The sequence below is a fragment of the Streptomyces deccanensis genome (genome assembly GCF_022385335.1).
GTDB classification, from domain to species: domain Bacteria; phylum Actinomycetota; class Actinomycetes; order Streptomycetales; family Streptomycetaceae; genus Streptomyces; species Streptomyces deccanensis.
In genome coordinates this window covers 486,793-499,276 of sequence record NZ_CP092431.1, presented here as the reverse complement: position 1 = coordinate 499,276, position 12,484 = coordinate 486,793, and the positions used below count along the sequence as shown (strand labels likewise).

General features: G+C 73.2%; 11 protein-coding genes. 9 read left to right on the top strand and 2 right to left on the bottom strand.

What is annotated here, in order from left to right:
* Nucleotides 1–65: 65 nt before the first annotated feature.
* The 3 genes from L3078_RS02370 to L3078_RS02360 all read left to right on the top strand — a co-directional run bounded on the left by L3078_RS02370 (nucleotide 66) and on the right by L3078_RS02360 (nucleotide 3,229).
* On the top strand, nucleotides 66–1,106 hold the full coding sequence (locus L3078_RS02370) for a FecCD family ABC transporter permease (RefSeq protein WP_239750303.1): 1,041 nt from the start codon (nucleotides 66–68) through the stop codon (nucleotides 1,104–1,106).
* A 64-nt stretch (nucleotides 1,107–1,170) separates the two neighbouring features.
* The gene (locus tag L3078_RS02365) at nucleotides 1,171–2,280 is read left to right on the top strand and encodes a FecCD family ABC transporter permease (RefSeq protein ID WP_239750302.1); all 1,110 of its coding nucleotides are present in this window, start codon (nucleotides 1,171–1,173) and stop codon (nucleotides 2,278–2,280) included.
* A gap of 97 nt (nucleotides 2,281–2,377) precedes the next feature.
* A complete protein-coding gene (locus tag L3078_RS02360; protein ID WP_239760179.1) occupies nucleotides 2,378–3,229 on the top strand; it encodes an ABC transporter ATP-binding protein in 852 nt (283 codons plus the stop codon).
* Between the two features lie 52 nt (nucleotides 3,230–3,281).
* On the opposite strand, the gene L3078_RS02355 is transcribed toward L3078_RS02360, so the two are convergent.
* A complete protein-coding gene (locus tag L3078_RS02355) occupies nucleotides 3,282–4,229 on the bottom strand; it encodes a methionyl-tRNA formyltransferase (RefSeq protein ID WP_239750301.1) in 948 nt (315 codons plus the stop codon).
* Between the two features lie 120 nt (nucleotides 4,230–4,349).
* On the opposite strand from L3078_RS02355, the gene L3078_RS02350 reads away from it, so the two are divergent.
* The 5 genes from L3078_RS02350 to L3078_RS02330 all read left to right on the top strand — a co-directional run bounded on the left by L3078_RS02350 (nucleotide 4,350) and on the right by L3078_RS02330 (nucleotide 9,468).
* Nucleotides 4,350–5,684: a lysine N(6)-hydroxylase/L-ornithine N(5)-oxygenase family protein gene (locus L3078_RS02350; protein ID WP_239750299.1), complete on the top strand. Its 1,335-nt coding sequence runs from the start codon at nucleotides 4,350–4,352 to the stop codon at nucleotides 5,682–5,684.
* A gap of 162 nt (nucleotides 5,685–5,846) precedes the next feature.
* Nucleotides 5,847–6,314 (top strand): hypothetical protein, encoded by a 468-nt coding sequence (locus L3078_RS02345; protein ID WP_239750297.1) that lies wholly within the window; start codon nucleotides 5,847–5,849, stop codon nucleotides 6,312–6,314.
* Nucleotides 6,315–6,446: 132 nt separating this feature from the next.
* Nucleotides 6,447–6,926 carry a hypothetical protein gene (locus tag L3078_RS02340; RefSeq protein ID WP_239750296.1) on the top strand — a complete coding sequence of 160 codons (480 nt, stop codon included), beginning with the start codon at nucleotides 6,447–6,449 and terminating at the stop codon, nucleotides 6,924–6,926.
* Nucleotides 6,927–7,018: 92 nt separating this feature from the next.
* A complete protein-coding gene (locus tag L3078_RS02335) occupies nucleotides 7,019–8,170 on the top strand; it encodes a PLP-dependent cysteine synthase family protein (RefSeq protein ID WP_239750295.1) in 1,152 nt (383 codons plus the stop codon).
* On the top strand, nucleotides 8,167–9,468 hold the full coding sequence (locus L3078_RS02330) for an MFS transporter (protein ID WP_239750294.1): 1,302 nt from the start codon (nucleotides 8,167–8,169) through the stop codon (nucleotides 9,466–9,468). Before L3078_RS02335 ends, L3078_RS02330 begins: the two co-directional genes overlap by 4 nt.
* A gap of 131 nt (nucleotides 9,469–9,599) precedes the next feature.
* Here the strand turns inward: L3078_RS02330 and L3078_RS02325 are convergent, their stop codons facing one another.
* Nucleotides 9,600–10,886, bottom strand: a complete 1,287-nt coding sequence (locus L3078_RS02325; RefSeq protein ID WP_239750293.1) for a streptophobe family protein — start codon at nucleotides 10,884–10,886, stop codon at nucleotides 9,600–9,602.
* A gap of 186 nt (nucleotides 10,887–11,072) precedes the next feature.
* Here L3078_RS02325 and L3078_RS02320 point away from each other — a divergent pair, with 186 nt between their 5' ends.
* Complete coding sequence (locus L3078_RS02320) at nucleotides 11,073–12,428, top strand: DUF6777 domain-containing protein (RefSeq protein WP_239750292.1); 1,356 nt, start codon at nucleotides 11,073–11,075, stop codon at nucleotides 12,426–12,428.
* Nucleotides 12,429–12,484 lie beyond the last annotated feature (56 nt).

The window sequence follows — 12,484 nt, the reverse complement described above, 5'->3', positions numbered from 1 at the left end:
GACCTACAGTTCACCCCGTGCTCGCCCTACAGTTAAGGCAAGCCTCATCAAAGAAAGTTGAAGACGTGGGGACCTTGACGGTCCGGGCGGCGAAAGGCCCCCGCGCGGTACTGCTTCTGACGCTCTCGGGCGTCCTCCTGCTCACGCTGTGCGCCCTGTCGATGGCGTTCGGCGCCCTGGGCGTCCCCCTTGACCAGGTGTGGCACACCCTGCTCGGCGACGCCCCCAGCACCCGGATCGACAACGTCATCTGGTCCGTGCGCCTGCCGCGCACCGCCCTCGGCCTCGCCACCGGCGCCGCCCTCGGCCTGTCGGGCTCGCTGATGCAGGCGCTGACGCGCAATCCGCTGGCCGACCCCGGCATCCTCGGGGTGAGCGCCGGCGCGGCCTTCGCCGTGGTCCTGTCGGTCGGGGTGCTCGGCATCGGATCGGTGTACGGGTACATCTGGTTCGCCTTCGGCGGCGCGTTCGCCGCCAGCGTCCTGGTGTACCTCCTCGGCGGACTGGGCCGGTCCGGCTCCACACCGGTCAAACTCGCGCTGGCCGGTGTGGCGGTGACCTCCCTGCTGTTCTCGCTCACCAGCGCCATCGCCCTGACCGACCCGGACGCGCTCAACCGCTACCGCTTCTGGAGCGCCGGCTCCCTCGCCAACCAGGACGAGGCCGTCCTCCTGCGGGTTCTGCCGTTCCTGGCCGTCGGCGCGATCCTCGCCCTCGCCTGCGCCCCCGCCCTCAACAGCCTCGCCCTCGGCGACGACGTCGCGAAGTCGCTCGGCCTCAAGCTCGGCCTGGTCCGCGTCCAGGGCGTGGTCGCCGTCACCCTGCTCACCGGGGGAGCCGTCGCCGTCATCGGGCCCGTGGTCTTCGTCGGCCTGGTCGTCCCGCACATCGCCCGTGTCCTCGCCCAACTGGCCGGCATCGGCCCGGACCACCGCTGGCTGCTCCCGCTGTCGGCCGTCCTCGCCCCCTGCCTCCTGCTGGCCGCCGACATCGCCGGCCGTCTGCTCGCCCGCCCGACCGAGATCCAGGCCGGCGTCCTCGTCGCCTTCGTCGGCGGCCCCTTCTTCATCGTGCTGGTCCGCCGCCGACGCCTCGCGGAGCTGTGAACCATGACCTCACGACCGGGCGTACGCGGGCCCGTGCGAACCGAATCCGTGGAGCTGTGAGCCGATGACCACCGAACTCGCGCCCGTGCCGCCCCCGAGGGGCGCAGGCGACCCCACGCCGAAGCGGCGTACGGCCGACCGCGTCACCTTCCGGCTGCCCGCCCCGCCCGTCTCCGGTGTCGTACGGCCCCGGCTGCTGGTGGTCTGTCTGCTGCTCGCGGCCGCCGCGTTCCTGGCGTTCGCGGTGGTCACCTCCGTCGGGGACATTGCCCTTCCGCTCACCGACGTGATGAAGGCCCTGGTGGGCACGGGCGACCCCGGCACCGAGCTGATCGTCCACGAACTGCGGCTGCCGCGGGCCCTCGCCGGACTGCTCGTCGGCATCGCCTTCGGCGTCTCCGGAGCCCTCCTCCAGACGGTGACGCTCAACCCGCTGGCCAGCCCCGACATGATCGGCATCACCCAGGGCGCCGGCACCGCGGTCGTCGCCGGGATCGTCCTCGGCTGGGACGCGGGCCTCGGCACCCAGGCCCTCGGCCTGCTCGGCGCGACGGTCACCGGCCTGCTGGTCTACGCGCTGGCCTGGAAACGCGGCACCACCGGCTACCGCATCGTCCTCGTCGGCATCGGCGTGGCCTGGATCTGCACCAGCCTCACCGACTACCTCATGGCGCGCGGCCAGCGCTTCCAGGCCCAGGCCGCCCTCGGCTGGCTCGTCGGCAACCTCAACGGCCGTACCTGGGAGCAGATCGGACCGCTCGCCGTCACCATGGCCGTGCTCGTGCCGCCCGCGATCCTGCTCGGCCGGCAGATCCGCGTCATGCAGCTCGGGGACGACGTCGCGAAGGGCCTCGGCACCCGGGTGCAGGTCGTCCGGGTGGCCGTCCTGCTCATCGCCGTCGGCCTCGTGGCCTTCGGCACGGCCACCGCCGGACCCATCGCCTTCGTGGCGCTCGCCGCGCCCCAGGTCGCCCAGCGCCTGGCCGGCACCCCGTTCCCACCGCCCGTCGCAGCGGGGCTCACCGGCGCCGTGATGGTCCTCGTGTCGGACCTCGCCGCCCGCAAGCTCGTCCCGGACACGGAGCTACCGGTCGGGGTCGTCACCGGGGTGCTCGGCGCCCCCGTACTGCTGTGGCTGCTCATCCGCGCCAACCGCGCCGGTTCAGGAGGCTGAAGACGTGTCATCGAAGGACGAGCCGACGACGAAGCGCGACACCCGCGCCCACGGCCTTGCCGACTCCCGCGACGGCGGTCCCGTCGACGGGCCGGAACTGCGGGCCGAGGGCCTGCGCCTGGCCTACGACGACCGGATCGTCGTCGAGGACCTCGACCTGGTGATCCCGACGGGCCGGGTCACCGCCATCGTCGGCGCCAACGCCTGCGGCAAATCGACCCTGTTGCGCGCCCTGGCCCGCCTGCTGACCCCCAAGGCGGGCACCGTCCACCTCGACGGCCGCTCGGTGCACTCCATCCCGACCCGGGTCCTCGCCCAGCGGCTCGGCATCCTCCCGCAGACCCCCGTCGCGCCCGAGGGCCTGACCGTCATCGACCTGGTGGGGCGCGGACGTTCCCCGCACCAGACCTGGTGGCGGCAGTGGTCCCGCGGCGACGAGGAGGCCGTGCACGAGGCGCTCAGGGCCACCGCCATGAGCGACCTCGCCCACCGTCCCGTCGACGAACTCTCCGGCGGACAGCGGCAACGCGCCTGGATCGCCATGGCCGTCGCCCAGGGCACCCCCGTGATGCTGCTGGACGAGCCGACGACCTACCTGGACCTCGCCCACCAGATCGACGTCCTGGACCTGGTCACCGATCTCAACCGGCACCAGGGTCGCACCGTCGTCATGGTCCTGCACGACCTCAACCAGGCCTGCCGGTACGCCGACCACATCATCGCCATGAAGGGCGGGCGCATCGCCGCCGAGGGCGCCCCGGCCGACGTCATCACCGCCAGGACGGTCGAGGACGTCTTCGGGCTGCGCTGCGTGGTCGGGGAGGACCCCGTCAGCCGTACGCCCCTGGTGATCCCGATGGGCCGCCACCACGAGGGCGAGAACGAGGGCGAGAACGAGGGCGCGGACGCCGACGCCGACGCGGTGCCCGTGGCGGGCACCGCCGGCTGACACGGGCACCGGGTCGGGCGCCGCCGGCCGACACGGCCGACGGCGCCCGATCTCACGGACGGTCCGTCAGATAACCGCCCATCGTGCGGAAGTAGTCCGTCGCAGCGAGTTCCGTGCCGTCCTCCGTCCGCACCCGCTTGACCACCAGCCCGGGCAGCCGCCCGGAGCGGGCCTCCGCACCGGCGACGATCACGACACCGTCCCCCTCCCGGATGAAGATCCGCCCCGGCGTGCCTCCGTAGCGGCCCTCGGACACGGCGGCCGAGACGATGCGGAGGCGCTGACCCCGGTGGTGGGTGAAGGCGTTGGGATACGGGTCGGACTGGGCCCGGACGAACCGCTCCAGGTCCTCGGCGGGCCAGGTCCAGTCGATCCGGCTGTCCTCCGGGGACCGCTTGTGGAAGAAACTCGCCCGGGAGCGGTCCTGCGGCGTCCACACGGCCTCGCCGGATGCGATGAGGTCGAGCGACTCGGTGACGAGCGGGCCGATCAGATCGACCGTGCGGTGGAACAGGTCCGTCGCCGTGTCCTGCGGTCCCACCCGCACCGAACGCTGCAACAGCACGTCACCCATGTCGAGTTCGGCGTCCATGCGGTGGGCCGTGACACCGACCTCCGGCTCGCCGTTGATGAGCGCCCAGATGAGCGGGGAGAAACCCGCGTAGGTCGGGAGCAGCGAGTCATGGATGTTCAGGGTGCCGTGCGGCGGCAGATCGAAGATCTCCGGCGGCAGCCAGGTGCGCCAGTTGTTCGCGACGATGAGATCGGGCTCGGCCTCCTTCAGCGCCCGCAGCAACTCGTCGTCGTCCGGCCGGTTGCGCAACAGCACCGGCACGCCGTGCTGTTCGGCCAGGTCAGCGACCGAATCGCTCCAGATCTTCTCGTACGCGTGGTCGCTCTTCGGATGGGTGACCGCCAGCACCACCTCGTGGTCGGAATTCAGCAGTGCCTGCAGCGTCCGGTGTCCCCAGGTCTGGTACCCGAACATGACGACCCGCATATGAGCCCTCCTCAGCCGTTGCTAGGTAAGGCTTACCTTATCTAACATGGCTCTGCTGGGGGAGGCTGTGTTCCGGCTTGGGAAACTCTGTGACCCCTTCTATGAAAGGCAGATGACGCGGTGACGACGCTGCACACCGGGGCGGATTCCATCTACGACGTACTGGGGATCGGGTTCGGCCCATCCAATCTCGCACTCGCCATCGCATTGCACGAGCACTCCGTGGCGTCCGGCACCGAGGACGGACTGCGGGTCGGGTTCCTGGAAAGACAACCCCGGTTCGGATGGCACCGGGGCATGCTCATCGACGACGCCACCATGCAAGTGTCCTTCCTGAAGGACCTGGTGACGATGCGTGACCCCACCAGCGACTTCAGCTTCCTGTGCTACCTGCGCGACCGCGGGCGGCTCGTCGACTTCCTCAACCTGAAGACGCTCTTCCCGCTGCGCATCGAGTTCCACGACTACTTCGAGTGGGCGGCCGCCCGCGTGGCGCACCTCGTCGAGTACTCCGCCGAGGTCGTCTCCGTGCGCCCGGTCACCCGGGACGGCGAGATCCGCTACTTCGACGTCACCAGCCGTACACCCGGCGACCCGGACAGCCTGACCGTCCGCCGGACCCGCAGCATCTGCGTGGCCACCGGCCTGGAACCCCACCTCCCGCCCGGCGCCGACCTCTCCGAACGGGTCTGGCACAACAGCCAGTTGCTGCCCCGCGTCGACCAGGTCGTGCGCTCCGGACAGCCGGTGCGCCGCGCGGTCGTCCTCGGCGCGGGCCAGAGCGCGGCCGAGGCCGTGGACTACCTCCACCGCAGCTTCCCCGAGGCCGAGATCTGCTCGGTCTTCGCCAAGTACGGCTACACACCCGCCGACGACAGCCCCTTCGCCAACAAGATCTTCGACCCCGAGGCCGTCGACCTGTACTACGGCGCGCCCCGCGAGGTGAAGCAGTCGCTGTTCGACTACCACCGCAGCACCAACTACTCCGTCGTGGACATGGACCTGATCGAGTCGCTGTCCCGGTCCATGTACCAGGAGAAGGTCCAGGGCCGGGAGCGGCTGCGGATGATGAACGTCTCCCGGCTGCGCGAGGTCGAGGCCGGCACCGAGGACGTCAAGGTGACCGTGGAGTTCCTGCCGACGGGGGAGCGCGAGATACTCTCCGCCGACCTCCTCGTCTACGCCACCGGCTACCGGCCCCAGGGCGTCGGCGACAACCTGGGAGAGATCGGCAAACTCTGCCTGCGCGACGACGAGGACGCCCTCATGGTCGGCCGCGACCACCGGGTCACCACCAACCCCAACGTCACCGCCGACATCTATCTGCAGGGCGGCACCGAACACACCCACGGCCTCACCTCGACCCTCCTGTCCACCACCGCCGTACGCGCCGGGGAGATCTGCGCCTCCCTCCTTGCCCGCCGCGCCACGGCCCCGGCGGCGGCCAAGGGCTGAGGAACCCACCGCGCTCCGACCATCGGCGGCGAGGGTGGCCCCTCGCCGCTGCAAATCGGTCATTTGCTTGGCGCGTTGGCGCCGCGCACCCGGAGAGCCGGACGATCGGCCTCCGGGGCGCGCTAGCATCACCGCGTGATGACGGCCCGGCCACCTCGACGCATGCACCGGACCCGCGCTCTCGCGGGCCCGCTGCTGCGCCTGCTCGGCCTCGCCGTGGTGCTGTTCGCCGTCGCGCTGGCACACGGGGCGACTCCGCACAGCGCCGATGGACACGGAACGACGGCCGCCGTGACACGTGCGACCGGCCCCTCCGAAGTCCCGCCGCACCGTGGGGACGTGCCGCCCACCGCCTCCCTCGCCACCGCCGCCGGGGCCCTCGCCGGGACCTCGGCCGACGGACACGACGGGTCCACGGATCACGGCGGCCACGGCGTCGGCAGCCCGGCCGAACACTGCGCCTCCGCACAGCCGCAGCAGGGCCCCGCCCTGGCGCAGCCCCGCCTCGCGGTGTCGATCAGCGAAGTCGTCGCACCCGGCTGTGCGCCGTCCGCGCGCAACGCCGACGAGCCGCATCCCTCCGACCGGCCGTCAGCGGCCGTGAGAGCGCTGGTCGTCCAGCAGGTCTAGGACCGGGCCGCACCCGTCTGTCCTGCACCTCGCCCCGCGCCACTTCAGCGCGCCCGCCTCCGCTCTCGGCGACCCGCCGTCGAGCGGGGCCGACCGCGCGCCCGGAGGACTCCAGTGCCGCCCCACTCCCGCATGCCCGCACACCATGGAAGGGCGCCGGCCGTTCCGCAGCGTCGCGGGCCGTCGGCCGCCCTCGTGAACGGCTTCCTGCTGATCGCGGTCCTTCTGTGCGCCCTCGCACACGGCCCGTCCGTCGAGGCGCACGGGCCGTCCGACGAGCCGTCGCACCGCTCGTCGGCACCGACCGTCCTCGTGAGCGCTGGGAGCGCCGGGAGCGCCGTGAGTGCCCTGACCCCGGCGGCTCCCACGGCCCCGCACGGGCCACACGGCCACCACGCGGCCGAGGAGTGCCCGGCCGGCGGCCTGCCCCGCACACCGACCGCCCAGGCCGGCTTCCCACCACCGGCCGTCGCCGGTCCCGCCCTCCTGCTCGCCGGGATCACCGGCGTGGTGCCGGTCCCACCGGGCCCGACACGTCGCCGCCCGCAGCGTCGCCGACGCTGCCGCGCGGGCCGGACCGTGCTGGTGCGCACCGCGCGGTGGCGCACCTAGACCTCTCGCCCGCGGCCGCCCCGAGCGGCGGCCGCCCCGTGCACCCGTCCACGACCACGTACAGCGAGAGCGACACCATGCGATCGATCGACATGACCTACCGAACCCACCCCGAGGCCGCCCCCCTCACCTCTCCGGCCTCTCCCGCGCCCGCCGACCCAGGTGCCGCACCCGGCCGTCCGGCCCTGCCCGCGCTCGTCGGCAACACGCCCCTCCTGCGGGTGTCCGAGCCGCTGACCCCGGCCGGACACGGCTTCTGGGCCAAGCTGGAGGGCTTCAACCCCGGCGGCATCAAGGACCGCCCCGGCCTCTACATGGTCGAACGCGCCCGCGCCCGCGGCGAGTTGCGGCCGGGCGGCCGGATCATCGAGTCCACCAGCGGCACCCTCGGCCTCGGCCTCGCCCTGGCCGGAATGGTGTACGGCCACCCCGTCACCCTCGTCACCGACCCCGGCCTGGAACCCTCCATGACCCGACTGCTCGGCGTGTACGGCGCCGAAGTCGACATCGTCGACGACCCGCACCCCACGGGCGGTTGGCAGCAGGCCAGGCGAAACCGGGTCGCCGAACTCCTCGACCGGCACCCCGGCTCCTGGTGCCCGGACCAGTACAACAACCCCGACAACACCACCGCGTACACCCCGCTCGCCCTCGAACTCGCCTCGGAACTGGGGCACATCGACACCCTCGTCTGCAGCGTCGGCACCGGCGGACACTCCGCGGGCGTGGGCCGGGTCCTGCGACAGCTGTACCCGGACATCCGGATCGTCGGCGTGGACACCATCGGCTCGACCATCTTCGGCCAGCCCGCCCGCACCCGGCTGATGCGGGGCCTCGGCTCCAGCATCCACCCCCGCAACGTCGCCTACGACACCTTCGACGAGGTCCACTGGGTCGCCCCGCACGAGGCGGTCCACACCTGCCGTCACCTGGCCGCCTCCCACTACGCCACCGGTGGCTGGAGCGTCGGCGCGGTCGCCCTCGTCGCCGGCTGGCTGGCCCGCACCGGATCCCCCGACACCCGCATCGCGGCGATCTTCCCGGACGGGCCCCAGCGCTACCTCGACACCGTGTACGACGACGACTACTGCGCCCGGCACGGACTCCTCACCGGACCACCGGCCCTCGCGCCCGACGTGATCGGCCGCGCGGACGAGAAGGAGGTCACCCGCTGGACCCGCTGCACCGACGTCGTCGATCCCCTCACCCTGCCCACCGCCGCCCGCGAGGAGAACGACGCGTGAAGGGGACCCTCTCCCAGGTGCGGTCGTACGACCCCGCCGTCCAGCTGTTGATGGTCAACCAGTTCACCATCAACCTCGGCTTCTACATGCTGATGCCCTATCTGGCCGCCCACCTCTCCGGCACCCTCGGCCTGGCCGGCTGGCTCGTCGGACTCGTCCTGGGGGTACGGAACTTCAGCCAGCAGGGCATGTTCGTGGTCGGCGGCGCCCTCGCCGACCGCTTCGGCCACAAGCCGCTGATCGTCGCCGGCTGCGTCCTGCGCACCGTCGGCTTCGCGACCCTCGGCTTCGTCGACTCCCTGCCCGCCCTGCTGGCGGCCTCGGCGGCCACCGGCCTCGCGGGCGCCCTGTTCAACCCGGCCGTGCGGGCGTACCTCGCGGCCGGGGCGGGGGAGCGCAGGGTCGAGGCGTTCGCCCTGTTCAACGTCTTCTACCAGGCGGGCATACTGCTCGGCCCGCTGGTCGGCATGGTCCTCACCGGTGTCGACTTCCGCGTCACCTGCCTCACCGCCGCGGGCATCTTCGCCGTGCTGTCGGTGGTGCAGATCCGGGCCCTGCCGGCCCGGCGCCGCGAGGACGACGTGGCACGGCGGGACGAGAGCGGCCGGGGCCTGCTCGCCCAGTGGCGCGGCATCCTCGCCAACCGGCCCTTCCTGCTCTTCGCCGCAGCGATGACCGGTTCGTACGTCCTCACCTTCCAGGTCTATCTCGCCCTGCCGCTGGAGGTACGACGCCTGGGCGGGGACGGGGAGTTCGGCACGGCGGCCGTCGCGGTGCTCTTCGCGGTGTCCGGGCTGAGCACCGTCCTCGGCCAGACCCGGGTGACGGCCTGGTGCAGGGCCCGCTACGAGCCGGGCCAGGCACTGGTCCGGGGACTGGCGGTCATGGGCGCCGCGTTCGTCCCCCTGCTGTGGCCCGCGATGCTGCCGGTGCCGGACGCCGGGCCGGGGCGGTGGCTGGCGGCGGCCGTCCCACCGGCGCTGGCCGCGCTGCTGCTGGCCCTCGGCACGATGATCGCGTACCCCTTCGAGATGGACACCGTCGTCCGCCTCTGCGGGGACCGGCTCGTCGCCACGCACTACGGGCTCTACAACACCGTCTGCGGGGTCGGCATCACCGTGGGGAACCTGCTCACCGGCGCCGCGCTGGACGCCGCCCGTGAGGCCGGGCTGCCCGCGCTGCCGTGGCTCGCGCTGATCGCGCTCGGCCTCGGCTGCGCCGCGTCGGTGCGGCACCTGCACCGCACGGGCCGCCTGGCGGCACCCGCGCCGGAGCCGGTGACGGTCCGACAGGCCTGAGCAGCCGACGAGCGGCCGACGACGGGCCGACGAGGGGCGGACGCCGCACGGCGGCCGCCCCGATCCGGCGGTGGCCGGCGGTGCTACGGGGCCGGCCCCGCCTACCGGTGGTTCGGTTGCGTCGACCGCGCCTACCGATGATCGGCGGGTGCGTCGACCGCGCCCCGCCGTCGTACGCCCTTCGCCAGCACCCCGCCCAGGAACCCGGTCACCAGCCCCCACAGCACGGCGAGCCCGAGCGCGGACCACAGATGGGGCCGCAGATACAGCTCCCCGCCCAGGTCGCCGCCGAGGTCGCCGATACCGAGGACCGACAGTCCGTAGTGCGCGGAGATCCGGCCCACCAGGCAGATCATCAGCACGGTGAGGGCGAGCGCGGCCGCCATGTGCACCCCGTGCTGCCACAGCCGTACCCGGGCCGGGGAACGGGCCGCCATGACGAACGCGGCGACCGTGAGCAGCACCGCGTTCACGACCGGCAGCCACCACACCCGGGCGTCGTACTCGGCGAGGGAGCCCAGATTCAGGGTCGACACGTCGGGGCCGCGCACGACCTCGTCCAAAATCTTCGGCATCGGCAGTCCGAAGGGGCCCTCGACCTGGCTGTCCCAGGTCGCGCCCAGCCCGATCGTGAGGACCAGCCACATCACGTTCGGCAGCCCCAGCAGGATCACCGCGGCCGTCTCGGCGGCGTGCCCACGGGTCAGCGCCACCACCAGCGCGATGACCAGCCCGATGCCGACGTACGCCAGCAGCAGACCCACCATCGCGTACGCGGCGGGCCGCACCGATTCCTGGAACCGCAGCAGCCGCGCCGGGAGCGGCGCGCCGCGCGACACCAGCAGCGCCAGGACGAGCACACCGGCGAGCCACAGCAGCCCGAAGAACACGGTCGGTGCCATGGCCGTCTCGAAGCCCACCTCGGCGGAGGTGCCGAAGAAGTCGCCCACGTCGCCGAGGGAGATGTCGAAGTCCTGGCGTGCCGCGAGCGCGAGGCCGATCAGCGCCGCGAGCCACAGGACGGCGATCCGGGCGGCCCAGCCCGCGAGTTCGCCCGCCCCCGCGACGGCCCGGTGCCGCAGCGGCCGCAGGAATCCGGCGGCGATCACCAGCGCGCCGACGAGGGTCACCGACAGCGGGATCACGGTCAGGCCCGCCTGTGTCTCGGCGAGGGCCCCGGCGTCTCCGGAGAGTTCGATGGTGCCGCCGACCGCCGTCACCACGGTCGCCGCGACGACCCGGGGGAACGCGCCGTCCGGGAGGTCCGTCGCGCCCGCCGCCCAGAGTCCGAGCGAGGCCGTCACGATCATCGCGATCAGCCCGGCCAGCACGGTCGCGAGGGCGTGGGGCCAGCCGTGGCGGGCGGGCGCCCGCCCGGGTGACGTCGTCCGCCGTGGACGCAGGGTCTGGGGACTCACTCTTGCCACGCTAAGCACGGCCGGAGCACTCCGCGCGGCGAGCCCGCGGGGAGCCCGCGGCCCCCGGGGCCGACGCTCTTCGGCTTGCGGGCGGCACGGGACCAGAGCACACAATGGGCCTGTTGTGGAGCAAAACGCCGTCATCGGCGTGAATCGCCGCAGAATCCCTACGGCGGGAGAAGCCCCGTGAGCGCCGACCAACCGTCCTCCGGCCGCCCGACCGGCCCGCCCTCCGGCCCCCTGTCCGGGCCGTCGCAGCCCGGCCCCGCGCCGCACGACCCGACCCGGCCGAGCGTCGAGCGTCCGCCGGAGCCGCCGAGCGGCGCCCCGGGCCGAGGCGGAACAGGCGACTCCGGCAGCGGACCCGGCGGGCCTGGCGGTCCCGGCGGTCCCGGGGGACCGGGAGGCCCCAGCGGTCCCGAGGGGCCCGTTGGGCCGGGCGGGACCTCGGGCGGCTCCGGGGCGGGACATGCGGGCCCCGATCGTCCCTGGTGGCGGTCCGCTCCCCGCATCGCCCTGATGGTCCTCGCGGCCGTCGTCGCCGTGGTCCTGGTCGTCGTCCTCACCCGCTCCGACGACTCGGGCGGCTCGGCGGACGGCGAGGTCTTCCTCCAGGCCGCCGGCAAGTCGGGCCCCGACCCGTTCACCGAGTCGACCGCGACGGACAGCTCCACCGCGCCCGAGACCCCCACGGCGACACCGACCCGATCGGACCCCGCCAACGTGACCCGCGCCGTGGACGGCGCGGCCGCCGGCCTCTACGGCGGCACCCGCAACGTCGCCAGCTGCGACGTCGAGAAGCAGGTCGACGTGCTCCGGGCGAACCCCGCCAAGAACGAGGCGTTCGCCGCCGTCGCCGGCGTCGAGCCCTCCGGCGTACCCGCCTATCTGCGCGAGCTCACCCCGGTGCAACTGCGCATGGACACCCGCGTCACCAACCACGGCTACCGCGACGGCGCCGCCACCAGCTACCAGGCCGTCCTGCAGTCCGGCACCGCCGTCCTCGTCGACGACCGCGGGGTGCCCCGGGTGCGGTGCGCCTGCGGCAACCCGCTGAAGCCGCCGGTCGCCCTGAAGACGACACCGGAGCCGAAGGGCGACTCCTGGCCGTCGTACCGGCCGCAGAACGTGGTGGTCGTCGAGCCGTCGACGGTGATCATCAACGTGTTCGTCCTCTACGACCCCGAGCGCGACGACTGGTTCACCCGCCCCGCCGGCGACACCGGGGGCAAGGACAAGAAGACCACCCCGCCCGTCGACCAGCCCTCCCCGTCGGCGTCCACGTCGTTCTCGGAGGAACCGCCCACCGAGTCGCCCGAACCGTGCCCCTCGACCCCGGCCGGAGCCGCGGACGACGAGACCGCCAGTCCGTGCCCCTCGTCGTCCTCGGTGACGCCCTCCACCTCCGCACCGACGGAGACCCTGACCCCCGCGCCGGAGCCGGAGAGCCCCGAGACCGCCGACTCGCCGCCGGACGACACGACGACGAGCGGGTCGGCCTCCCTCCACGACATCCCGGAGCCGGTCGACCCGAACTCGTGACCGGCCCGCCGGGCGGCCCAGGGGCTGCCGACCCGGGCGGTCCGGCAGCCCCCGGC